The organism is Pseudooceanicola antarcticus (assembly GCF_900215355.1).
GTDB lineage: Bacteria > Pseudomonadota > Alphaproteobacteria > Rhodobacterales > Rhodobacteraceae > Pseudooceanicola > Pseudooceanicola antarcticus.
Genome location: NZ_OBEA01000001.1, coordinates 908098 through 931265 on the forward strand (window position 1 = coordinate 908098; position 23168 = coordinate 931265).

The window sequence follows — 23168 nt, forward strand, 5'->3', positions numbered from 1 at the left end:
GGGCGCGCGTAACCAAGGGCCATGACGCAGATGCTTCCGACCCCCGCCCAGCCCCTGAAGATCGGCACCCGAGGTTCTCCGCTGGCGCTTGCCCAGGCGCATGAGACCCTGGGGCGCATTGCTGCCGCCTTCGATCTGCCGCCCGAGGCCTTCGAGGTCGTGGTGATCTCGGTGGCCGGCGACCGCATCCAGGACCGCGCGCTGCGCGAGGTGGGCGGCAAGGGCCTGTTCACCAAGGAAATCGAGGTGGCGCTCTCGGATGGCACGATCGACATCGCCGTGCATTCGATGAAGGACATGCCGGTGGATCAGCCAGAGGGGCTGGTGCTGGATTGCTATCTGCCGCGCGAGGACGTGCGCGATGCCTTCGTCTCGCTTAAGCACGGATCGCTGGCGGCGGTGCCCGAGGGCGCGGTCATGGGCACCTCTTCGCTGCGCCGCCGGGCGCAGCTGCTGGTGCGGCGGCCCGACCTTCACGTGGTGGAGTTCCGCGGCAACGTGCAGACCCGCCTGCGCAAACTCTCTGAAAACGTGGCGGAGGCGACCTTCCTTGCCATGGCCGGGCTGAACCGGCTCGAGATGGCCGACGTGGCGAAAAGCCCGATCCAGCCGGAAGAGATGCTGCCCGCCGTTGCCCAGGGGGCCATCGGCATCGAGCGGCGTGCGGCCGACAGCGCAACGGCGGCGCTGCTGGAGGCGATCCACGACACGCAGACGGCGCAGCGGCTGGCGGCAGAGCGCGCCTTCCTGGCCCGGCTCGACGGCTCTTGCGAGACGCCCATTGCGGGTCTGGCGGAGCTTGACGGCGCGACCCTGCGCCTGCGCGGAGAGATCCTGCGCCCCGATGGCTCGGAGGCGCTGGCAGATGACCGCTCCGCCCCCATCGAGGACGGCGCGGCGCTGGGCACTGAGATGGCCGAGGCACTGCTGGCCCAGGCCGGTGCCGGTTTCTTCGACTTCAAGAGCTGAGGTCAGCCGGTCGGGCAGGCGCCCTGGGCGTGGCAGGCCTCGATCAGCGCGATGTCCGAGGGCTCGGGGCGGGAGAAGTGGCGCCCGTCGCAGGGACCCAGCCCCAGCACCAGCCCGGTGGCGGTCTTCTGCACGAAGGCCAGCGCCTCGCCCGGATCGGGCTGGCCGGCGCACCAGGGCCCGAAGCAGCGCAGCAGCACCGTCAGGTCCAGCGCGAAGTCACCGCCGAAGCCATCGTCGTCCAGGACCTGCCCGGTGAACCGCGCCGGGAAGCGCACCTCTTCCGGGTCCGGGTTCCTGAGATCCTGTTCGGGCAGCTCGATCTTCTCGAAGTCGAAATCGCCGAGCAGCACCACGTAGTCACCGGGGGCCGCCGAGAGCTCGTTGTAGCTTTGGCCGACACCTATCGGCACGCAGGACAGCGCGAGCGCGGGACCGGCGGCCAGGCTGGCCACGAGGCCTGCCCAGAGGCCGGTGACGAGGGCGGGGATGGGGCTTTTCACAGGCGATCTCCGAGCAGCTCCAGCACGCGGGCATAGACGGCGCGCTTGAACGGAACGATGTTTTCGACCAGGTCCTGCGGCGGCATCCAACGCCATTCGCTGAACTCGGGATGTTCGGTTGCGATGTTCACATCGGCATCGGTGCCGTGGAAGCGCATCAGCACCCACTTCTGTTCCTGGCCACGGTATTTGCCACCCCAGACCTTGCCCAGCAGGTGATCGGGCAGGTCGTAGGGAATCCATTCCTCGGTCTCGGCCTCTACGGTGACCTTTTCGGCCTGCACGCCGGTCTCTTCCCAGAGCTCGCGCAGTGCGGCCTCTTGCGGCGTCTCTCCCGGATCAATTCCGCCCTGGGGCATCTGCCAGGCGGCGACCTCTGAATCCAGACGTTGTCCGGTGAAGACCTGTCCCTCGGAATTGACCAGGACCACGCCGACGCAAGCGCGGTAGGGGAGGGCGGATTTCTCGTCCGGTGTCATCGGTTCTCCTCAAGATTTCAACGCATCCTACGGACCCGCGCGGGCTTGTCCATTCCACCAGAAGCGCAGGTGTCCTGTGCCTTACTGCAGAGTAGAAAGTTCGCAAACATGCACTGAAGATATCCCTATTCGCAGGCAAAGAATACGCCTGTCCTTGTCTGGCCCGGCCTGACCCGGACGGGGGGCGATTCGGGGCGGGAACTAGGCCCAGATCCCCGCCAGCTCTGCCGCCAGCCAGTCGCGGAAGCGGGCGAAGCCCGGCAGGGCTTCGGAGCGCTCCGGATGGATCAGCATGTAGGCCTGGCCGGTATCCAGCCGTCGGTCGGAGGCCAGCCGCAGCCGTCCTTCCGCCAGCGGACGCTCGGCGATGACCTCGGGCACCAGGCCGACGCCAAGCCCGGCGGCGGCCGCATCCACCACCATGTCGAAATGGTCGAATCGCGCACCCCGCAGCGCCCGGCGCGGGTCGACGCCGGCTTCGCGGAACCAGTCGGGCCAGAGCGTGGGGCGGGTCGACTGCTGTAGCAGCGGCAGGGCCAGTAGCTCGGTATCCGAGAGCACGCCGGTGCGGGTCAGCGCGGGCGCGGCCACGGCGACCAGCACCTCGTCCAGAAGGTGCAGATGCTGCGCACCACTTTGACGATGCGCGCTGCGCTGGATCGCCAGATCATAGGGATCGGCGTCGAAGTTCACCGGGGCGAGCCGGGCGGCCACGTCGAAGCTGATGCCTGGCATGGTCGACTGGAAGGCGCCCAGGCGCGGGATCAGCCAAGAGCGCCCGAAGCTGGGCAGCACCGAGATCCGCAGCACGCTCTCCTGTCCGCCGAAGGCCATGACCGAGGTCGCCGCCGCATCGAGCCGCGCCAGCAGGGCCTCGGCCTCGACCCGGAACGAGCGGCCCGCGTCCGACAGCGCCAGCCGCTGACGCGCGCGGGTGAAGAGCGCCACTCCCAGCCGGTCCTCCAGCGCCGCGATCGAGCGCGAGACGGCGGATTGCGTCAACCCCAGCTCGCGCGCCGCCCCGGTGGTGGTGCCGACACGGGCGCATGCGCAAAAGGCTTCAAGCTCTCCGACCGAGGGTATGTAGGGCTTACGCATTTTCGGGACGCCTATTCATCGAACTCATAGCTTTGCAAGAATTACGCGTTAGCGCCCGCCTCGTCCATGGCCTAGATTGCGCCGCAAAGGCCAGGGCCGCGCGGCCCCCGCGAACCGAGGAGACATCTGATGGATACCCCCAACCGCCCCGTCCTGAAGGACAAGGACCGCCCGAACATGTCCGGCTTCTCGTGGGAGGACCCCTTCCTGCTGGATGACCAGCTGGAAGAGGAAGAGCGGATGATCCGCGATACCGCCCATGCCTTCGCGCAGGAAAAGCTGATGCCGCGGGTCGAGGAGATGTATCTCAACGAGGGTGTCGAACCGGGCATCTTCGCCGAGATGGGCGAGATGGGCCTGCTGGGTGTCACGGTGCCCGAGCAATACGGCGGTATCGGTGCGGGCTACGTCAGCTACGGGCTGGTGGCGCGCGAGGTGGAGCGCGTCGATTCGGGCTACCGTTCGATGATGTCGGTGCAGAGCTCTCTGGTGATGTACCCGATCTATGCCTACGGCAGCGAAGAGCAGCGGATGAAATACCTGCCGAAGCTGGCTTCGGGTGAATGGATCGGCTGCTTCGGCCTGACCGAGCCCGATGCGGGCTCGGACCCTGCGGGCATGAAGACCCGCGCCATCAAGACCGAGGGCGGCTATCGTCTGGTCGGTTCCAAGATGTGGATCTCGAACGCGCCGATTGCCGATGTCTTCGTGGTCTGGGCCAAGTCCGAGGCCCATGACGGCGCCATCCGTGGCTTCGTGCTGGAAAAGGGCATGAAGGGTCTGAGCGCGCCGAAGATCGGCGGCAAGCTGTCCCTGCGCGCCTCGATCACCGGCGAGATCGTCATGGACAACGTGGAGGTGGGCGAAGAGGCCCTGCTGCCGCATGTCTCGGGCCTGAAAGGTCCCTTCGGCTGCCTGAACCGCGCCCGCTACGGCATTGCCTGGGGCGTCATGGGGGCGGCCGAGGACTGCTGGCATCGCTCGCGCCAGTACGGGCTGGATCGCAAGCAGTTCGGCAAGCCCCTGGCCGGCATGCAGCTCTACCAGAAGAAACTGGCCGACATGCAGACCGAGATCGCGCTTGGCCTGCAGGCCTCGCTGCAGGTCGGGCGGCTCTTCGACCGGGCCAAGGCGGCGCCCGAGATGGTCTCGATCATCAAGCGCAACAACTGCGGCAAGGCGCTGGATATCGCGCGGATGGCGCGCGACATGCACGGCGGCAACGGCATCCAGATCGAGTACCAGGTGATGCGCCATGCGGCCAACCTCGAGACGGTGAACACCTACGAGGGCACCCATGACGTGCATGCGCTGATTCTGGGCCGGGCACAGACCGGGCTTCAGGCCTTCTTCTGATCCCACGGGTCAGCTGAAAGAGAGAAGGGCGTCGAGAGATCGGCGCCCTTTCTGTTGGGAGCTTGGCGCTCTCTCCATCGCATGGCGACAAATGGATAGGTCGTGGGGGCTCTGCCCCCACCCGCCTGCGGCGGGCTCCCCCGCAGTATTTTCAGCCATCGGATGGGAATAGGGCTTTTCCTGTCGTGGGGGCGTGGCAGGATGGGTGGATGCTGAGCCATGTGACCATCGCCGTTTCCGATTTTGACCGTGCGCGGGACTTCTACCTGCCGCTGATGACGCGGCTGGGGTTTGACGAGACCTGGCTGGCGCCGGGGCAGGAGGCGGCCTACCGCGAGCCCGGCAAGCCGCGCCCGCTGTTCTTCCTGACCAAGCCCTTCGAGGGCGAGGCGACGCCCGGCAACGGGCCGATGGTGGGCTTCCTGGCGCGGGACCGGGCGACGGTGCGGGCCTGTTTCGACCTTGCGATTGCCGCAGGGGCGAAGAACGAGGGGGCTCCGGGCCTGAGGCCCCGCTATCACCCCGATTTCTACGGCGCCTATTTCCGCGACCCGGATGGCAACAAGGTCTGTGTCGCCTGTCACGCCGAAGAGGAGGCGGCCGAGAGCTGAGGCATCATCGCCGCGATCAGGTCCCAGGTGATGCGCAGCCGGCGTGAATGGGCCAGGTCCTTGTGCGCCACCAGCCAGACCGGGAAGGGGATGGCGGGCAGCAGGGGCACGCGGGTCAGGTGGCGATCACCCTCGGGGGTGGCGAAGGCACCCAGGCCCAGGCCCGCGCCGCACAATTGCCACTGCACCAGGTGGTTGCGGGTGGCGAGCGGAAAGCTCTCTGCCGTGGTGGCCACGCCAAAGCCCTGCAGCAGGCGGGGCAGCGCCTCGTCGCTGTCCCATGCCAGGAAGCGGGCGCGAGAGAGATCCTCGAGGCGCTCGATGGGACCGAGCGAGGCGATGTAGTCGGCGCTGCCGTAGAAGCGGCCCTCGTCGTCGGGCAGGCGCTTGGCCACCAGCTCGGGGTTGTCGGGGCGGGTGTTCCTGAGCGCGATATCGGCCTCGCGCCGGGCCAGATCGCTGATGTCGTTGTCGGCGCGGATCTCGACCTGGATGCCGGGGTGCAGGCGCTGCAGCCGGGCGATGATCGGCGGCAGGCGGAAGGCGGCGTAGAACTCCGAGGCGGTGATCACGACCTTGCCGTCGATCTCGTCGGTCAGCCCCGCCGCCGAGCGCGAGAAGGCCAGCGCGGCCTCTGCCATGGCCCGTGCGCGCGGCAGCAGGGCGCGGCCCGCGGGCGTCAGCACCAGGCTGCGGCCCGTGCGGTCGAAAAGCAGCAGGCCCAGCTCTTCTTCCAGCGCCGCCACCTGGCGGCCCAGCGTCGGCTGGGTCAGCCCCAGTTCGCGCGCTGCCGCGGAGAGAGAGCCGGTCTCTGCCGTGGCCAGGAAGGCACGGGCGCGGGACCAGTCGAAGGAGACATGGGTGAAGTCCATGCGTTTATGTTTGGATACTATGCTAAATCAGTCAATTATATTTGGGTATGCCGGCGCGTATTTCCGGCTCAGGATTTTTATGGAGCCAAGAAAATGAAAGCGATTGTCTACAAGGAATATGGTGGCCCCGAGGTGCTCTCGGTGGCGGAGGTGGAGCGGCCCGAGGTCGGCCCCGGCGAGATGCTGGTGAAGGTCGAGGCCTCGGCGGTGACCACGGCAGACTGGCGGCTGCGGGCCGCGGCCTTTCCGGGCATCCTGGGGCCGGTTGGCCGGGCGATGTTCGGCTGGCGGCGTCCGAAGAACCCGGTGCTGGGCAGCGCCTTTGCCGGAGAGGTCGTCGAGGCCGGGGTGGGTGCCGAGATTTCCGAGGGCCCGGTGATGGGCTTCGTCATGGGCAAGGCCCATGCGGAGTACCTGCTGGTAAAGCCCGGCGAATGCATCATCGAGCGCCCGGCGGACCTGGGCGTCGAGGAAGCGGCGGCGATGCCCTTCGGCGGGCTGTCGGCGCTGGTCTTCCTGCGCGACGTGGCCAAGGTGGCGCGGGGCTCTCGGGTGCTGATCCTCGGCGGTTCGGGCGAGGTGGGTGCCATGGCGGTGCAGATTGCCCGCGCCATGGGGGCCCATGTGACGGCCATGGCCAGCGCAGGCAACCTGACCCTGCTCGAAGAGCTGGGCGCCGAGGAGGCACTGGACTATCGCACACATCCCGTGGCCGATCTGGGCCGGCGCTTCGACGTGGTCTTCGACACCTTCGGGGCCGTCACCACCCCCGAGGCACGCAGGGTGCTGGTGCGCGGCGGGGTCTTCGTACCGCTGAATTTCGGCCTGCCCGAGATGCTTCAGGCGCTGACCAATTGCCTCCGGGCCCGCAAGGTGAAGCTGCATATCAGCGGCGATCGCAGCGAGGACCTGCAGCACCTGGTGGACCTGCGCGCCCAGGGCCTGCTGCGCGGGGTGATCGCTGGGGTCTTCCCGATGGAGGAGGTGCGCGAGGCACACCGGCTGGTGGAAGGCCGCCACAAGCGTGGCGCGGCGGTGCTGCGCATCGCCTGAGCCATCCGGCCCCGGCCGCGGACAAGAAAAAACCCCCTCGCGGCCAGGCTGCGAGGGGGTTTTCGGTTTCTCTGGCAGGCGCTTACTGGTCGGCAGCCTCGGGGGCGAAATCGGCCAGGGCGCGATATTGCGGACCAAGCGCCGCGAGGCCGCGCAGGATGTCGATGGCATAGGCCAGCTGGTAATCCTCGTCGCGCAGCTCGGCGGCCTTCTCGGCCATCTCGCGCTCCTGCTCGATCTGGCGGATCTCGTCCTCGCTCAGCGAGTCGTTGTCCAGCGTGCCGCGCAGGTCGGCTTCGGAGCGGCGGGGGCGACTGGGCGTCTCCTCCTCCGGTTCGGCATTGGGATCGACACGGGGCTGACGCACCACGATGTCGGGCGAGATGCCGAGGTTCTGGATCGAACGGCCCGAGGGCGTGTAGTAGCGCGCCGTGGTCAGGCGGATCGAGCCATCCCCGCGCAGCTGCATCACCGTCTGGACGGAACCCTTGCCGAAGCTCTTGGTGCCCACGACGATGGCGCGGCGGTGATCCTGCAGGGCGCCGGCGACGATCTCGGAGGCCGAGGCGGAACCGCCGTTGACCAGCACGACGATCGGCTTGCCCTCGACCAGGTCGCCGGCCACCGCGTTGTAGCGCTTGCCCTCGTCGGGATTGCGGCCACGGGTCGAGACGATCTCGCCCTCGTCGAGGAAGGCGTCAGAGACCTTGATCGCCTGCAGCAGCAGGCCGCCGGGGTTGTTGCGCAGGTCCAGCACGACGCCGTTGATGTTGTCCAGGCCGCCCGCGGCCTCGATCTCTTCGGCGAGGCTGTCGGCGAGGTTGGGATAGGTCTGGTCGTTGAAGGCCGAGATCCGCAGCACCACGGTATCGCTTTCGGTGCGCGCGCGCACGGCGGTCAGCTTGATGGTGTCGCGGACGATGGTGATATCGAAGGGCTCGGGCTCGCCCTCGCGCACCACGGTGATCACGATCTCCGAGCCGACGGGGCCGCGCATCATCTTCACCGCTTCATCCAGCGTCAGGCCGAGAACGGATTCGCCGTCCACATGGGTGATGAAGTCACCGGCCTCGACGCCTGCCTCATCGGCGGGGGTGTCGTCCATCGGCGTGACCACCTTCACGAAGCCCTCTTCCTGGGTCACCTCGATGCCAAGGCCGCCGAATTCGCCGCGGGTCTGCACGCGCAGGTCGTCGGCCTCTTCGGGCGGGTGGTAGGAGGAATGCGGATCGAGCGAGGTCAGCATGCCGTCAATCGCCGCCTCGATCAGCTCGGAGGGTTCGACGTCTTCGACGTATTGGCTGCGAATCCTCTCGAAGACATCACCGAAAAGGTCGAGCTGCTCGTAGACCAGGCTCTCTCGGGCCTTGTCCTGCGCCAGCAGCGGCGGGGCAATCTGGGTAGTGGCGACGATGGCCACCGTCATGCCGCTGACCGCTGCCATGGCGAATTTCTTCATCATTGCGTGTCCTTCGTGACTGCGAACCAGGTTTCGGGGTCCTGGGGCGTGCCGCCCTCTCTGACCTCCATGTAAAGCGTTTCCGAGCGGTCTTGGCCAGAGCCCCGCTGGGCCTGTGTCAGAATGGCCCCCGGTTCCGGGTCCTCTCCCCCCATCAGGCCGATCGGCGCGCCTTGCGGCAGCACCTCTCCCATCTCTCCGTAGACGATATCCAACCCCGCGAGAACAAAGAGTAAACCGGAAGCGGGTTCAAGCACGATCACGTTTCCGTAGTCCAGCAGCGGGCCAAGGTAGCGGATCGTGGCGGGCAGGGGGGTGGTGACCAGCGCGCGGGGGCGGGTGGCCAGGACGATGCCGGGGCGGGTGATTCCCGCCGCATCGGTCTCTCCGGCCCGGCGCAGCAGGGTGCCCTGGACGGGCAGGGCCAGCTCGCCCTTGAGCGCCGGGATATCCTGCGGCGCCGGGTCCTCGGGGCCATCGGTGATCTCGGGCAGGCCCTCGGCGAAGGCGCGCAGGGTCTCGGCGGTGGCCATCAGGATCTGCGTCTTGATCGGATCGGCGGTGAAGCGGCGCGGCAGGTCGGTGCGCTCGGCCACCGCCTGGCTGAGTGCGGTGCGCGCCTGCTGGACGCCGGACAGCGCCTGCGCCAGCTGGTCGGCGGCGGCTTCCTGCACCGCGCGCATCTGGCGCGCCTCCATCAAGCGCTCGCGCAGCTCGACGACGCGGGCATTGAGCGCCGGGGTCGCCTCGGCCATCAGCATGCCCGAGCGCGCGGTGCCGATGGGACCATCGGGATGCAGCATCAGCACCGGCGCCGGCTCGCGCGAGAGGGTCTGCAGGGTGCCCAGAAGCGCCGCGATCTCGTCGCGCTGCGCTTCGAACTCGGCCCGGATGCGGGCCTCGCGCAGGGCGGCGGCGCGCAGGCTCTCGCGCATGGCGGCAAGGCCCTTCTCATAGGCCGCGATGGTGGCGGTCAGCGCCGCCACCCGGTCCGAGGCGCCCTCGGCCCGTTCCAGCCGGTCATGGGCCGCGGCAAGCTCGGAGGCAGCGGCCTGTGCCAGCTCGGCCGCATCGCCCGCGGCCCGGAGGGGCGTGGCAAGCGCGATGAGCGCCAGGCAGGCAAGGCGGCAGAGCGTTTTCACTTGGTCAGACTCATCACTCGATCAGGCCCCTTACTTGATCAGGCTCTGGCCGGTCATCTCGGCGGGCTGTTCCAGCCCCATGAGCTGCAGCAGGGTCGGGGCCAGGTCCGCAAGCCGCCCGTCGCGCAGCTCTGCCCCCTCGGGGCCGTTGAAGAGCGCCACCGGAACCAGGTTCGTCGTATGCGCCGTATGCGGGCCGCCGGTCTCGGGGTCGACCATGGTTTCGCAATTGCCGTGATCGGCGGTGACCACCATGGCGCCGCCGACCTTCTCCAGCGCCTCGACCACGCGGGTCAGCCCCCGGTCCACGGCCTCGCAGGCCTTCACCGCGGCGTCGATATCGCCGGTATGGCCCACCATGTCGGGGTTGGCGTAGTTGGTGACGATCAGGTCGAAGCCGCGTTCGATGGCCTCGACGAAGGTGTCGGTGACCTCGACCGAGGACATCTCGGGTTGCAGGTCGTAGGTGGCGACCTTGGGCGATTTCGGCATGAAGCGCTCTTCGCCCTCCTTGATCGCCTCGACCCCGCCATCGAGGAAGAAGGTCACATGGGGGTATTTCTCGGTCTCGGCCAGGCGGAACTGGGTCTTGCCGTGGGATGCCACCCAGGCGCCCAGCGTATTGACGATCTCGCGCTTGGGGAAACAGGTGGTCATATAGGCGTTATGGCCGTCGGAATATTCGACCATGCCCAGAAGCGCTGCCAGATCGGGGCGCTCGCCGGTGTCGAAATCCTCGAAGCCGGGCTCGCCGATGGCGCGCAGGATCTCGCGCGCGCGGTCGGCGCGGAAGTTGAGGCAGAAGAAGCCGTCCCCGTCCTGTACGCCTGCGCAATCGCCGATGACCGTGGGCAGGACGAATTCGTCGGTTTTCCCGGCGGCATAGCTGGCCTCGACCGCCTCGGCGGCAGAGGCTGCGGCTTCGCCCTTGCCCTGCATCATGGCAAAATAGGCGAGGCTGACCCGCTCCCAGCGGTTGTCGCGGTCCATGGCGTAGTAGCGGCCCGAAACGCTGGCGATCTTCGCGCCCTCGGGCAGACCGGCTTCCAGCTTGGCCAGGTAGCCCAGGGCGGATTTCGGCGCCACGTCGCGGCCATCGGTGACCGCGTGCAGCGCGACGGGCACACCGGCTGCGGCAATGGTGTTCACGGCGGCCAGGATGTGCGTCAGCGAGCCATGGACCCCGCCGTCCGAGACCAGCCCCATGACATGCGCCGTGCCGCCGGTTTCCTTCAGCTTGGCGATCATCTCGCCCATGGCTTCATTCTTGGCAAAGGAGCCATCCTCGATGGCCAGGTCGATCTGGCCGAGGTCCATGGCAACGATGCGGCCCGCGCCGATATTGGTATGGCCGACTTCCGAATTGCCCATCTGGCCCTTGGGCAGGCCCACGTCGGGGCCGAAGGTCACCAGGGTCGCATGGGGGCAGGTGGCCATGATGCGGTCGAAGGTCGGCGTATGGGCCAGGGCAGGGGCATTGGCCTCGCGCTCTTCGCGCAGGCCCCAGCCATCGAGGATGCAAAGGACGACGGGTTTCGGGATGGACATCGGATTCTCCTGCCTGGGCCTAGAGCCTGTTGTCCCGGTTCTAGACCCTTCGCGGGCAGGGGGAAACCTCTGGTGCGGCAGAGAGGCGGCAGGACGCCGGAGGCTGCCCGAGAAGGGGGCGCTGCCCCCCTGTCGCCTGCGGCGCCATTCCCCCCGGAGTATTTCAGGCCTGGTGATGATGGCGGGATGGCGCCCGGGATGGCGGCCTACTTTCCCGCCAGGGGCGTGGCACGCTCTTCATGGAAACGAAGGGGGCTTCAACTCTCGGCCCTGATCTCATCACCAGGCTGAAAATACTCCCGCCGGAGGCGTCCGGGGGGGGGGTGCCGCCGGGCATCACACCCGGTGATAGGGCGATCCGGCGAGGATCGTGGTGGCGCGGTAGAGCTGTTCGGCCAGCATGACGCGGGCCAGCATGTGGGGCCAAACCATCTTGCCGAAGGAGATCGACAGGTCGGCGCGGGCGCGCAGAGTGGGGTCGATACCGTCGGCGCCGCCGATGACGAAGGCCGCGACGCGGATACCGTCGTCGCGCCAGCGGCCCAGCTGATCGGCCAGCTGCGGCGAGCTTAGCAGCTTGCCGCGCTCGTCCAGGCAGACAAGCGCCGCGCCAGCGGGGATCATGCGGGAGAGAAGCTCAGCCTCTTCGGCCATACCGCCGCCGCGCTTCGCCTCAGCTTCCGAGACCGCGCAGGGACCAAGCCCGAGCGCCCGGCCGGTCTTGCCGGCGCGGTCGAGGTAATCGTCAAGAAGCGCCTTCTCCGGCCCCTTGCGGAGCCGGCCAATGGCGCAGATATGCAGTTTCATGAGCCGGTCTTCAGGGTCCGGCTCAGGACACCGTGGCCTTCTGGCCCGGCTGCATCCACATCTTCTCGATCTGGTAGAACTCGCGAACCTCGGGACGGAAGACATGGACGATGACATCGCCCGTGTCGATCAGCACCCAGTCGCCGGTTTCCTTGCCTTCGACCTTGGCGGTGCGGCCCGTGGCTTCTTTCAGCCGTTCGACCAGTTTCTCTGCCATCGCGCCGACCTGCCGCGAAGAGCGGCCCGAGCAGACGACCATGTAATCCCCGATAGAGGATTTCCCGGCGAGGTCGATCTGGACGATCTCTTCCGCCTTGTCGTCTTCCAGCGATTTCAGGATGAGGTTGAGCTGGTCTTTCACACTCAGCTCTTGCGGGGCGGCCATCAGCTGGGCCCCTTCAGGCGCGGAAAGTTCCGCTGTTGCGTCAAGTGACAGGACATTGTCCTCCCTGGAAGCACACCGTCAGGGCCCCGGTGCTGGGCATGGCCCCAATTTAGCAGTCCGGGCGTGGTATTTCAATGAACCCTGCCCCGAAGTGCCGTGACGGCGATCGGGGCAGGGCTTCAGGGCATATCATGGGCGATGTCACCAGCCATCCTCGGTCTGGATCTGGTCGCCGGCGGCACCGAGCGAGCGCAGCGCGTCACGCATCGCGTCGACGAATCCCGGCGGGCCGCAGAGGTAGAATCGCCCAGAGACATCCTCCAGCCGGTCTGCCAGCCAGTCCTTGTCGATCCGTGCCGTCTCAACCGGGGCATCTTCCTCGTCGGTGACGGTGAAATGGGTGGTCAGGCCCGGCATGGAAGAGAGCTCGTCCCTAAGGATGATGTCGGAGGTGGTCTTGTTGGTGTAGATCAGGCGGCTGCCGTCCAGCCTCTGCCCGGCCGCGCGGTTGCGCAGGATGGCGAGGAAGGGCGTGATTCCGGCACCGGCGGCCAGGAAGGTGCCGGGCCCCTGGTCCTGCAGGGCGCCGAAGGGCTCGGTGACCAGGGCCATCTCACCCGAGCTCAGCGAGGCCATCTGCCGGGTCACCCCGTCATGGTCGTCGTAGGACTTGATGACGAACTGGATCTCCGGGGCATCGGGCAGGGAGGTGAAGGTGAAGGGACGTCCCTTGTCGCGCCAACCCTCGCGCAGCAGCGAAAGCTCGGTGGCCTCGCCGGGGGCGAAGCTCAGGCCTTCGGGCCGGGTGAAGGTGTAGGCCTGGGTGTCGGGCGTCAGGCGCTGTCTCGTCTGCAGTGTCAGCAGGTGGCTCATCGGGGTCTCCTTTGGGATAACAACCGATGCGGCTTGGGCAGGGTTCCATGCGCCCGCCCTCAGCCGAGGCTTGATGAATGCGCCCGACAGGCGTATTTGACCCCTCATGACGCAGATTTTCGACATGGATGACCGCGCGCGCCTGCCCTGGCGCTTCTTCGGCGCGACGATGACGATCCTGGCCCGCCTATGAGGCCGGGCGCGCCCGCTTGCGCGGCGCGCGTTTCCCAGTTTTGCGAATTTCCACGAACATCAAGGGAGAGGACTCATGTCCCCCAAGACACTCTACGACAAGATCTGGGACGCCCATGTCGTCCACGAAGCCGATGACGGCACCTGCCTGCTCTACATCGACCGCCACCTGGTCCACGAAGTGACCAGCCCCCAGGCCTTCGAGGGCCTGCGCATGACGGGCCGCAAGGTGCGCGCGCCCGAGCGCACCATCGCCGTGCCGGATCACAACGTGCCCACCACCGAGGGCCGCGAGAACCCCGACCAGATGCCGGAAGACAGCCGCATCCAGGTGGCCGCGCTGGACACCAACGCCAAGGAATTCGGCGTCCACTACTACCCCGTCAGCGATATCCGCCAGGGCATCGTGCATATCGTCGGCCCCGAAAACGGCTGGACCCTGCCCGGCATGACCGTGGTCTGCGGCGACAGCCACACGGCGACCCACGGCGCCTTCGGCTCGCTCGCCCATGGCATCGGCACCTCGGAAGTGGAACACGTGCTGGCCACCCAGACGCTGATCCAGTCCAAGTCCAAGAACATGAAGGTCGAGATCACCGGCAAGCTGGCTCCGGGCGTCACCGCCAAGGATGTCGTGCTGCGCATCATCGCCGAGACCGGCACCGGCGGCGGTACCGGCTACGTGATCGAATATTGTGGCGAGGCCATCCGCTCGCTTTCCATGGAAGGCCGGATGACCATCTGCAACATGGCCATCGAGGGCGGCGCCCGTGCCGGCCTGATCGCGCCGGACGAGACCACCTTCAACTACGTCAAGGGCCGCCCCCATGCGCCGAAGGGCGCCCAGTGGGACGCCGCGCTGAACTGGTGGAAGACGCTCTACTCGGATGACGACGCCCATTGGGACAAGGTCGTGACCATCCGCGGCGAGGACATCGCGCCGACCGTCACCTGGGGCACCTCGCCCGAGGATGCGCTGCCCGTCACCGCCGAGGTCCCCGCGGCCGAAAGCTTCAAGGGTGGCAAGGTCGAGGCGGCCAAGCGCTCGCTCGACTACATGGGTCTGACCCCCGGCCAGAAGCTGACCGATATCGAGATCGACACGGTCTTCATCGGCTCCTGCACCAATGGCCGGATCGAGGATCTGCGCGCCGCGGCCGAAGTGCTGAAGGGCCGCAAGGTCAAGGAAGGCATGCGGGCGATGATCGTGCCGGGCTCGGGTCTTGTCCGTGCCCAGGCCGAGGAAGAAGGCCTGGCCGATATCTTCAAGGAAGCCGGTTTTGAATGGCGTCTTGCGGGCTGCTCGATGTGCCTGGCGATGAACCCCGACCAGCTGGCGCCGGGTGAGCGTTGTGCCGCGACCTCGAACCGGAACTTCGAGGGCCGCCAGGGCCGCGGAGGCCGCACGCACCTGATGTCGCCCGCCATGGCGGCTGCCGCTGCCGTCACCGGCCGCATCACCGACATCCGCGAGTTCACCGCGGCAGAAGCCGTCTGAGGAGCCAGTCCCATGGAAAAGTTTGAAAAGTTCTCGGGCGTCGCGGCGCCGATGCCGCTGGTCAACATCGACACCGATATGATCATCCCGAAGCAGTACCTGAAGACGATCAAGCGTTCGGGCCTGGGCGTCAGCGCCTTCGCCGAGATGCGCTATGACGAGCAGGGCAACGAGATCCCCGATTTCGTGCTGAACAAGCCCGCCTACCGCGAGAGCCAGATCATCGTCGCCGGTGACAACTTCGGCTGCGGCTCCTCGCGTGAGCACGCCCCCTGGGCGCTGGCGGACTTCGGCATCAAGGTGGTGATCTCGACCTCCTTCGCCGACATCTTCTACAACAACTGCTTCAAGAACGGCATGCTGCCGATCGTGATGCCGCAAGAGGTTGTGGACGTGCTGATGAAGGATTCCGAGAAGGGCCAAAACGCCCGCATGGAGGTGGACCTGGAAGCACAGACCATCACCACCTCGGACGGCGAGGTCTTCTCCTTCGAGATCGACCCCTTCCGTAAGCATTGCCTGCTGGAAGGCCTTGATGACATTGGCCTTACCCTGGAAAAGGCCGCCTCGATCGACACCTTCGAGACCGGCCTTGCGCAGTCCCGTCCCTGGGTCTGATCCGTAACAACAACACAAGATTTTCTCAGGGCCCCGTCAGGGGCCCTTTGCCTTTGCGTCATGCTGGGGTATTCGTGGAACCATATTGTTTGTACTGGCGGACGGTTTCTCCGCCCATCCAAGCGCTTCAAGAGGAGGTGCAAGGTGAGACTATCCACCGCGTTTTTGGTGATCGGGCTGCTATTGGCCATCTTCGGTGTCCTTGCCCTGAATAATCCCTTCGCAGCATCGCTGGCGGCGACGACCCTTGTCGGGGTGGTCTTCCTGGGCTCCGGTGTGGTCCAGGCCTGGGTGCTGTTCCAGGCGGGCCGGCACAAGGGCCGGTTCTCGAACGGGGCCGTTGCCTTTCTCACCATGGTTGCCGGGATCTGGCTGCTGGCCAATCCCACGGCGGGGACGATCTCTCTGACATTGATGCTTGGCGCGGTCTTCCTGGTGGTGGGCGTCGTGCGGGTGCTGATGTCGGTCTCGCTGCGCGGCCTGCCCTATTTCTGGCTGGTGCTGCTGTCGGGCCTGGTCTCGGCGATGATCGGCGGGGTGGTACTGCTGGACAGCGCGGCGGCGGTCGGTGCCGTCCTGGGCATGCTGCTGGGGTTGCAGCTGCTGGCCGAGGGGCTGGGGCTGATGGCTTTCGGGCTTCTGACCCGCAACCGGGGGTACTGAGCCGCCTGCGCACTCAACCCATTGCCGACAAACGAAAACTCTTTCTCATGCGCCCAAGGGGCCCTGTTTGCACGTGCCAAATGATGCAAGATGGCACCAGTTTGGCCCGCATTTTGCCTCATTATCAGAGTCTTGTGAGGGTGACCCTTGAGCATGCGGCGAAAGGTCGTCAACATCGTGGCAACAATGAGGCAGACCGCCATGCAGCGGCATCAAAGTGGAAACACGGGCAGACGCAGAACCCGCCCGGGCCAGTTTGAAGGAAAACGAGCAGTGATCGTACGAGTCACGGGCGCGCTGATGCGTGCCATCCTGATTGCGCTGGCCATTGCCACGCCGTCCCTGCTGCTGCCGGATGTCTCTGCCGATGCCGCACAGATCGTGGTGCTCGTTGCCATGGTCGCCTCGCTCTACACCTTCATCGAGTACTTCAGCCAGTTCCCGACGATCATCGAGTTCCGCTTCGCCCCGCCGGTGAACCGCCTGCGCTACTTCACCGCCTTCGGGATGATCCTGCTGCTGACGGTCTACCAGTCCGGCCCGGCGCTCGATTCCCCGATCTCGGACCTGCTGCAGCGGGTCGGTCAGATGCTGGTGAACGCGGTCGACTTCCCCTATTCGCCGGTGCGCCTGGTGATCCTGGCCCTGCCGTCTGACGCTGGCCCCGCCTTTATCGAGACCGTGCGCGCCGCTGCCGGCATCGCCTACCTGACCTCGCTCTGTGGCCTCGTGGGCTTTGGCATCCTGGTGCGGGTCTACGGCTGGCCGGCGCAATACGGCGCCTTCAACGTCTGGATCAACCTGCCGCTCTTCGACCCGACCGGCGGCGGTGACGTGCTGGCGCGGCTGAAGCGCGACTCGGTGGTTAACATCCTGTTAGGCTTCCTGCTGCCATTCTTGGCGCCGGTGGTGGTGCGCTTCCTTCTGCCGATGGTGGATCTGCATGCGCTCGCGCTGCCGCAGACGCTGATCTGGACGATGGTGGCATGGGCATTCCTTCCGGCAAACCTGATCATGCGCGGCGTGGCCCTGGCCCGTGTCGCGGCCATGGTCGAGGCCAAGCGCCGCCGCACCTATGCCGCCGCCAAGGCCGAAGGCATCCTGGCCACCTGATCTTCCTTCTCTTGCTGTTGCTGGCCGCGCCCCTCGGGGCCGAGCCCTTGCGGCTGGCCTATTTCCACTCCGAGCTGGAACGCGATGGTCCGGGCCTCCTCCTGCGCGATATCCTGCGCGACGAGGACGCCCAGGTCGCGGCGGTCCTGGCCGTGATCGAGGCAGCGGAGGCTGATGTGCTGGTGCTCTCGGGCGTGGACTGGGATGCCGGGGGGCTGGCGCTTGCTGCGCTGAATGCGGCCCTGGCCCGGCCCTATCCCCATCTTTTCACCGCCCGTCCCAATGCCGGCAGGCCAACGGGGCGCGACCTTGATGGCAATGGCCGTCTGGCCGAGGCGCGGGATGCGCAGGGCTATGGGCGGTTCACCGGGGCGGGGGGGATGGGGGTGCTGTCGCGCTACGGGTTCAGCACGGTGCAGGACTTCAGCTCCCTGCTCTGGGAGGATCTGCCGGGCAACCTGATGCCGGACGGAGATCCGGGGCTGGGGGTGCAGCGCCTGTCCTCGATGGTGCATTGGGTGCTGCCAGTCGAGGTGCGGGGGCGGCGGCTGCACCTGGGGATCTTCCACGCCACGCCGCCAGTCTTCGACGGGCCGGAGGATCGCAACGGTCGCCGCAATCACGACGAGATCCTGTTCTGGGTCAGGCTGCTGGACGGCGCCTTGCCCGGTGCGCTGCCCGACCCCTTCGTGATTCTCGGCGGCGCCAATCTGGATGGTGATCGCAGCGAGGGCCGGCGGGCGGCGATCCGGGCGCTCCTGCAAGACAGGCGCCTGCAGGAAACAAGGCCGATGCGGCCGGGGAGGGCGGAGGTGCCCCTTGCAACGGTAGACTGGCCCGCGCCGGGGCCGGGACAGATGCGGGTGGACTACCTTCTGCCATCCGCCGGGCTGAAGGTCATCGACAGCGGGGTGCTTTGGCCGGAAGGCGAGGCCCCCCTCGCGCGCCAGGTGGCGCAGGCAAGCCGTCACCGGCTGATCTGGCTGGATCTGCGCTGGCCCTAGGTGGCGCCGGGACGGGCTGGGACGGTCGAGCGGGGACGGTGCTGCAGGGATGGTGCGCCAGCGACAGCGCGCCAAGGGCGCTGCGGCAGGGATGATGCGGCACGATCAGTGCGCCAGTGGTGCTGCGGCAGGGATGGTGGGATGGCTCCCACCCTACGGAGTGGGCCGGCGGTCGTGAGGGGGGCTGGCCCGGTGCCCGGCCGAGGCGGCGGGCCGAGGCTTGGCGGGCCGCTTGCCTAGGCGGCCTTGATGCCCTGCACGAAGTTGCGGATCTGGGCGCTGAGCTCATCCGACTTGCCGCGCAGCCCTTCGGCGGCGGTGAGCACCGTCTGCGTGTCGTTGCTGGTCTGTCGCATCACCCCACTGACCGCCTCTATGCTGCGGGTCATCTGATCGGTGCTGGAGGCGGTGCTTTCGGCGTTGCGGGCGATGTCGTCGGTGGCCAGCTTCTGCTGCTCGACCGAGACCGAGATCGAGGAGGAGATCTCGGCCATCTTGCGGATCGTGCCGCCCACGTCCTGGATTGCCGAGACGGCCTCTGCCATGTCCTGCTGCATCTGGGCGATCTTGTGCGATATTTCCTCGGTAGCTTCGGAGATGCGCATCGACAGGTGCTTTACCTCGCTGGCGACCACGGCAAAGCCCTTGCCCGCCTCGCCGGCGCGCGCGGCCTCGACCGAGGCGTTGAGCGCCAGCAGGTTGGTTTGCGAGGCAATGTCCGAGATCAGCTCGACGACGCCGCCGATCTCGTCGCCCGAGGTGCGCAGGGTGCGGACCAGGGTATCGGTCTTCTCGGCCTTCTCGGTGGCGACGGCAGAGATCTGATGCGCGTCGGTCACCTGGCCGGTGATCTCCTTGATCGAGGCAGAGAGCTCTTCCGCGGCGGTCGAGACCGACAGGATCATGCTGGCCGTGTCTCCGGCAAAGCTGACCGCCGAGTCGACCTGGCTGAGCGCTCCTTCGGTGCCGCGGCTCATGCCGCCGGCGATCCCGGCGAGACTGGTGATCGAATCCTTCACCACCTCCGAGACATTGCCCACCTCGGACTGGAAGCTGTCGCTGAGAGAGCCGAGGCGGCGGGCGAAGTCCTCTCGCTGGGCGCGGGTATAGCCCTCGACGGCCAGCAGCTGGTCGATCATCGTGGCGCAATTGACCACGTCGATCAGCTTCTTCACCTCGCCGGTCTTCACCCGGCCCATGCGGCTGTGGGAATAGACCACGACGTTGTGCATGGCGGTCAGGGTCTTGGCGTAGGAGGCAAAGTAATCCTCGAAGGGCAGGCCGACGCGGAAGTGCAGCTTGCCGATCGCCATTGATTCCTCGGCGAAGCTTTCGTCGAGGCGGCCCTGGAACAGCTTGGTCCAGTGCTTCACCTGCCCGGCGTTCACCGCTTGCAGATGGGCCTCGCCCTTGAACATCGAATGGAGCGTCGGATCGGCCTCGATCATCTCGGCCTGGCCAAGGAGGATCTTGTCCATGCGGGGCAGGATCACCTTGCCGGCCTCGATCAGCAGCCGGATCTTCTGTTGATCCATTCCCATCCGCGCAAGCAGCCGGGGCATATCATAGCCCATGCGGAACACCTCCAAGCCAGTTCTCGCTCGCATTTACGGGCAAAGTCCTTGCCGAAACATTGAGACCGCCGGGGTTTTTGGGGCCCTGCCGCCACCGGAGCGCATTTTTCGGAAGGATTGCGCCGGGCCGCCGCCAGATTCCGTCTCTGGAGGCCGCGCCCGGATTCCTTTCGTTTCTTGATCTTTCCCGCGCCCAAGGATACCCGAGGGCGACAAGAGAGATCAGGAAGGACCCACCCATGAGCAACCCCTCGCTCCTCATCCTGCCCGGTGACGGGATCGGCCCCGAAGTGATGGCCGAAGTGCGCAAGATCATCGACTGGTTCGGCGCCAAGCGGGGCATTGCCTTCGACGTGTCCGAAGACCTGGTGGGCGGTGCCGCCTACGACAAGCACGGCACGCCGCTGCACGACGACACCATGGCCAAGGCCCAGGAAGTCGACGCCGTCCTGCTGGGGGCCGTCGGCGGCCCCAAGTACGACGTGCTGGACTTCTCGGTGAAGCCCGAGCGCGGCCTGCTGCGCCTGCGCAAGGAGATGGACCTGTTTGCCAACCTGCGCCCGGCCCAGTGCTTCGACGCCCTGGCCGACTTCAGCTCGCTGAAGAAGGATGTGGTCGCCGGCCTCGACATCATGATCGTGCGCGAACTGACCTCGGGCATCTACTTCGGCGAGCCGCGCGGCATCATCGAAGAAGGCAACGAGCGCGTCGGCATCAACACGCAGCGCTACACCGAGTCGGAAATCGACCGGGTTGCCCGCTCGGCCTTCGAGCTGGCCATGAAGCGCGGCAAGAAGCTGTGCTCGATGGAAAAGGCCAACGTGATGGAATCGGGCATCCTGTGGCGTGAAGTCGTCACCGAGGTCGCCAAGGATTACCCCGAGGTCGAGCTGTCGCACATGTACGCCGATGCCGGCGCCATGCAGCTCTGCCGCTGGCCCAAGCAGTTCGACGTCATCGTCACCGACAACCTCTTCGGCGACCTGCTGTCGGATGCCGCCGCGATGCTGACCGGCTCGCTCGGCATGCTGCCCTCGGCTTCGCTGGGTGCGCCGATGGCCAACGGCCGTCCCAAGGCGCTCTACGAGCCGGTGCACGGCTCCGCCCCGGACATCGCCGGCCAGGCCAAGGCCAACCCCTGTGCCTGTATCCTCAGCTTCGCCATGGCGCTTCGCTATTCCTTCGACCTGGGCGCCGAGGCCACCCGCCTGGAAGCCGCGGTCGAGAAGGTGCTGGCCGATGGTGTCCGCACCGCCGACCTGCTGAACGAAGAGGGCATCACCCCGGCGACGACCTCCGAAATGGGCGATGCCGTGGTTGCAGCCCTCGAAGCGAGCCTCTGAGCCACGCCTCTTCCCGGTAATCCCGGCTTTGCCGGGCAGACCGCTTGCCATGAACCCTTTCCGCTCCATAGTGACGGAAAGGGTTTTCTTTTGGGGAGCAGCAGGATGACGGGAACGATGCGAGGCATCGCCTTTGCCCTTGCGGGGTTTGCGATCTTTTCGGGCCATGATGCGATCATCAAGATCCTCGGCGCGAATTACTCTGCTTTCCAGATGGTCTGGCTGACCGTGCTGATGAGCTTCCCGCTGACCTCGATCATCCTCATCCGCGACGCTCGCCCCGGTACGCTGCGCCCGGTGCATCCCTGGTGGATGCTGGTGCGCACCCTAGCCTCGGTGGTGGCGGCAGGCTGCGGCTACTACGCCTTCTCGGTCCTGCCGATGGCCGACACCTACGCCATCCTCTTCGCCTCGCCGCTGCTGATCACCGTCCTCGCCATCCCGATCCTCGGAGAGAAGGTTCGCATGCGCCGCTGGATCGCGGTAATCGTCGGCCTGCTCGGGGTGGGCGTGGTCCTGCAGCCGGGCAATGCCACCCTGGGCCTCGGCCATTTCGCCGCCATGGCGGGGGCGGCCTGCGGTGCCCTGTCCTCGGTCATCGTGCGCAAGATCGGCAATGACGAGCGCAACGTGGTCATGCTGATCTACCCGCTGCTGGCCAACTTCGTCCTGATGGGCGCGCTGATGCCCTTCTACTACAAACCCGTCCCGGTGCTGGATCTCGGCGGCTTCTTCGCCATCGCCCTGCTGTCGGTGGTGGCCATGACCTTCATGATCTCGGCCTACCGCAATGCAGAGGCCGCGCTGGTCGCGCCGATGCAATATTCCCAGATCCTCTGGGCGACCTTCTACGGCTGGCTTCTCTTCGACGAGTTCCCCGGAGCCAATGTCGCCGCCGGATCGGCGCTGATCATCGGCTCGGGCCTCTATATCGTCATCCGGGAATCGCGCCAGGGCCGGGGCTCGAAGCAGCCCGTGCTGCGCACCCGCAACCGGACCGGCACCCCTGCCGCGCTAAGGATCGGGCCGCTCATGCGGATGCGCACCTCGGAGGTCGAGACCGGAGCGAGGTAGCGGCACTGGGGATGGGCCGGTAAAAACCTGTGATTGGCTCTTGCCAAGCCTACTGGCTGGCTGTAGATCGCGCTGCACGGTCGGAGTGTAGCTCAGCCTGGTAGAGCACTGTCTTCGGGAGGCAGGGGTCGGAGGTTCGAATCCTCTCACTCCGACCAATATCACTAATAGCTTGATGCAAGGCGCCCCCGCGGGCGCCTTTGTCGTTTCCGGCAGGTGGTCCTGACTTCCCCCTCTCACGGATCCGCGCAGTGCCGGCCCTGGCCATGGTGCCCGGAGCTTCGATCTCCGCTGTCGTCCGACCTCTATATAGAGAGAGCGTGGAGCGCCGGGGGTGAGGCCTCTCGGCGGTCGTCACGCCTGACAGCCCGACGCTCCGCAACCGGGGGCTCTAGTGGGGGCAGGGCACCCATGGCTCAGGCCGTCCGATGTAGTCCGCCATCCCCACGCAGCGCCGGAACCCGGCCCAGCCTATCCTTCTTCCACCGTCCCGCTCCCAGGAGGGGGATTGGCAGGGGATAGGGCGAGTCCGGGCTGACCGAGTCACCGAGACGTCTCGAGACACCGATTCAGGAAGGTGCCGAGGGGTAGGAGGGGGGATTCCCCCGCGATTCCGGGGCCTCTTGAGGATAACCCGGTGGATAACCCAAGATATGGGGAAAGTGGCGTGATGGCTGACCAAAGGGAAGCCTGGGTGCGCGCGCAGTAGCGAAGATAATTGTGTCTCTAACCATTTGATTTTGCACACAAATTCATATTTTTGCAAGAATTTCGATTTTCCCTTCAAAAACCCCTTGCGGGTTTGGGTCACTAACCGTAGAACCCCCTTCACCGGCGGCGCTGAGGCGCACCGGGGCGCCACGGAGGCGGACGGAACGGAGGGCGGCGGAGCTGCTTGAAGGACCTGAAGCTGAGGTGGTGATAGAAATTCAGA

At 66.6% G+C, this 23168-nt stretch carries 22 protein-coding genes and 1 tRNA gene; 12 read left to right on the top strand and 11 right to left on the bottom strand.

All coding sequences use genetic code 11. The annotated features are described in order from the left end of the window. Positions 1-21 precede the first annotated feature (21 nt). Positions 22-969: a hydroxymethylbilane synthase gene (gene hemC / locus CRO50_RS04415; RefSeq protein WP_097144633.1), complete on the top strand. Its 948-nt coding sequence runs from the start codon at positions 22-24 to the stop codon at positions 967-969. Between the two features lie 2 nt (positions 970-971). Here hemC and CRO50_RS04420 read toward each other — a convergent pair whose 3' ends face one another. From CRO50_RS04420 to CRO50_RS04430, 3 genes are all read right to left on the bottom strand, one after another. Then, positions 972-1472 (bottom strand): hypothetical protein, encoded by a 501-nt coding sequence (locus CRO50_RS04420; RefSeq protein WP_097144634.1) that lies wholly within the window; start codon positions 1470-1472, stop codon positions 972-974. Beyond that, positions 1469-1951, bottom strand: a complete 483-nt coding sequence (locus CRO50_RS04425; RefSeq protein WP_097144635.1) for an RNA pyrophosphohydrolase — start codon at positions 1949-1951, stop codon at positions 1469-1471. The genes CRO50_RS04420 and CRO50_RS04425 overlap by 4 nt, the downstream gene beginning before the upstream one ends. A gap of 201 nt (positions 1952-2152) precedes the next feature. Further along, positions 2153-3049, bottom strand: a complete 897-nt coding sequence (locus CRO50_RS04430; RefSeq protein ID WP_097144636.1) for a LysR substrate-binding domain-containing protein — start codon at positions 3047-3049, stop codon at positions 2153-2155. Positions 3050-3178: 129 nt separating this feature from the next. Here CRO50_RS04430 and CRO50_RS04435 point away from each other — a divergent pair, with 129 nt between their 5' ends. Beyond that, the gene (locus tag CRO50_RS04435) at positions 3179-4405 is read left to right on the top strand and encodes an acyl-CoA dehydrogenase (protein ID WP_097144637.1); all 1227 of its coding nucleotides are present in this window, start codon (positions 3179-3181) and stop codon (positions 4403-4405) included. Positions 4406-4614: 209 nt separating this feature from the next. Then, positions 4615-5016 (top strand): VOC family protein, encoded by a 402-nt coding sequence (locus CRO50_RS04440; protein WP_097144638.1) that lies wholly within the window; start codon positions 4615-4617, stop codon positions 5014-5016. Here CRO50_RS04440 and CRO50_RS04445 read toward each other — a convergent pair. Then, positions 4986-5888, bottom strand: a complete 903-nt coding sequence (locus CRO50_RS04445; RefSeq protein WP_097144639.1) for a LysR family transcriptional regulator — start codon at positions 5886-5888, stop codon at positions 4986-4988. The genes CRO50_RS04440 and CRO50_RS04445 overlap by 31 nt on opposite strands. Before the next feature lie 93 nt (positions 5889-5981). Between CRO50_RS04445 and CRO50_RS04450 the strand changes: the two genes are divergently transcribed. Then, complete coding sequence (locus CRO50_RS04450; protein ID WP_097144640.1) at positions 5982-6941, top strand: NAD(P)-dependent alcohol dehydrogenase; 960 nt, start codon at positions 5982-5984, stop codon at positions 6939-6941. An 82-nt stretch (positions 6942-7023) separates the two neighbouring features. On the opposite strand, the gene CRO50_RS04455 is transcribed toward CRO50_RS04450, so the two are convergent. From CRO50_RS04455 to CRO50_RS04480, 6 genes are all read right to left on the bottom strand, one after another. Beyond that, on the bottom strand, positions 7024-8400 hold the full coding sequence (locus tag CRO50_RS04455) for a S41 family peptidase (protein WP_097144714.1): 1377 nt from the start codon (positions 8398-8400) through the stop codon (positions 7024-7026). Continuing rightward, positions 8400-9542: a murein hydrolase activator EnvC family protein gene (locus tag CRO50_RS04460; protein WP_232617694.1), complete on the bottom strand. Its 1143-nt coding sequence runs from the start codon at positions 9540-9542 to the stop codon at positions 8400-8402. Before CRO50_RS04460 ends, CRO50_RS04455 begins: the two co-directional genes overlap by 1 nt. Positions 9543-9572: 30 nt before the next feature. After that, a complete protein-coding gene (gpmI, locus tag CRO50_RS04465) occupies positions 9573-11090 on the bottom strand; it encodes a 2,3-bisphosphoglycerate-independent phosphoglycerate mutase (RefSeq protein ID WP_097144641.1) in 1518 nt (505 codons plus the stop codon). Between the two features lie 336 nt (positions 11091-11426). Next, positions 11427-11897, bottom strand: a complete 471-nt coding sequence (gene rlmH / locus CRO50_RS04470; RefSeq protein WP_097144642.1) for a 23S rRNA (pseudouridine(1915)-N(3))-methyltransferase RlmH — start codon at positions 11895-11897, stop codon at positions 11427-11429. A gap of 22 nt (positions 11898-11919) precedes the next feature. Further along, positions 11920-12333, bottom strand: coding sequence for a ribosome silencing factor (gene rsfS / locus CRO50_RS04475; protein WP_232617704.1), 414 nt, complete (start codon positions 12331-12333; stop codon positions 11920-11922). Between the two features lie 150 nt (positions 12334-12483). Beyond that, the gene (locus tag CRO50_RS04480; RefSeq protein WP_097144644.1) at positions 12484-13155 is read right to left on the bottom strand and encodes a ferredoxin reductase domain-containing protein; all 672 of its coding nucleotides are present in this window, start codon (positions 13153-13155) and stop codon (positions 12484-12486) included. Positions 13156-13423: 268 nt separating this feature from the next. Between CRO50_RS04480 and leuC the strand changes: the two genes are divergently transcribed. The 5 genes from leuC to CRO50_RS04510 all read left to right on the top strand — a co-directional run bounded on the left by leuC (position 13424) and on the right by CRO50_RS04510 (position 18243). Then, the gene (gene leuC, locus CRO50_RS04490; RefSeq protein ID WP_097144646.1) at positions 13424-14845 is read left to right on the top strand and encodes a 3-isopropylmalate dehydratase large subunit; all 1422 of its coding nucleotides are present in this window, start codon (positions 13424-13426) and stop codon (positions 14843-14845) included. A 12-nt stretch (positions 14846-14857) separates the two neighbouring features. Beyond that, positions 14858-15463 (top strand): 3-isopropylmalate dehydratase small subunit, encoded by a 606-nt coding sequence (gene leuD, locus CRO50_RS04495; protein ID WP_097144647.1) that lies wholly within the window; start codon positions 14858-14860, stop codon positions 15461-15463. Between the two features lie 144 nt (positions 15464-15607). Then, positions 15608-16126 (top strand): HdeD family acid-resistance protein, encoded by a 519-nt coding sequence (locus tag CRO50_RS04500; RefSeq protein WP_179747195.1) that lies wholly within the window; start codon positions 15608-15610, stop codon positions 16124-16126. Positions 16127-16399: 273 nt separating this feature from the next. Beyond that, complete coding sequence (locus CRO50_RS04505) at positions 16400-17239, top strand: hypothetical protein (protein ID WP_232617693.1); 840 nt, start codon at positions 16400-16402, stop codon at positions 17237-17239. Positions 17240-17250: 11 nt separating this feature from the next. Further along, positions 17251-18243 carry an endonuclease/exonuclease/phosphatase family protein gene (locus CRO50_RS04510; protein ID WP_232617692.1) on the top strand — a complete coding sequence of 331 codons (993 nt, stop codon included), beginning with the start codon at positions 17251-17253 and terminating at the stop codon, positions 18241-18243. Positions 18244-18479: 236 nt separating this feature from the next. On the opposite strand, the gene CRO50_RS04515 is transcribed toward CRO50_RS04510, so the two are convergent. Continuing rightward, a complete protein-coding gene (locus tag CRO50_RS04515; protein ID WP_198431775.1) occupies positions 18480-19817 on the bottom strand; it encodes a globin-coupled sensor protein in 1338 nt (445 codons plus the stop codon). A 239-nt stretch (positions 19818-20056) separates the two neighbouring features. On the opposite strand from CRO50_RS04515, the gene leuB reads away from it, so the two are divergent. The 3 genes from leuB (at position 20057) to CRO50_RS04530 (ending at position 22392) form a co-directional block, all read left to right on the top strand. Further along, positions 20057-21160 carry a 3-isopropylmalate dehydrogenase gene (gene leuB / locus CRO50_RS04520; RefSeq protein WP_097144651.1) on the top strand — a complete coding sequence of 368 codons (1104 nt, stop codon included), beginning with the start codon at positions 20057-20059 and terminating at the stop codon, positions 21158-21160. 105 nt (positions 21161-21265) lie between these two features. Then, entirely contained in the window at positions 21266-22234 is a 969-nt protein-coding gene (locus CRO50_RS04525) for a DMT family transporter (RefSeq protein WP_097144652.1), read from the top strand. Between the two features lie 81 nt (positions 22235-22315). Next, positions 22316-22392: transfer RNA gene (locus CRO50_RS04530), tRNA-Pro, on the top strand. The last annotated feature ends 776 nt before the right edge of the window (positions 22393-23168 follow it).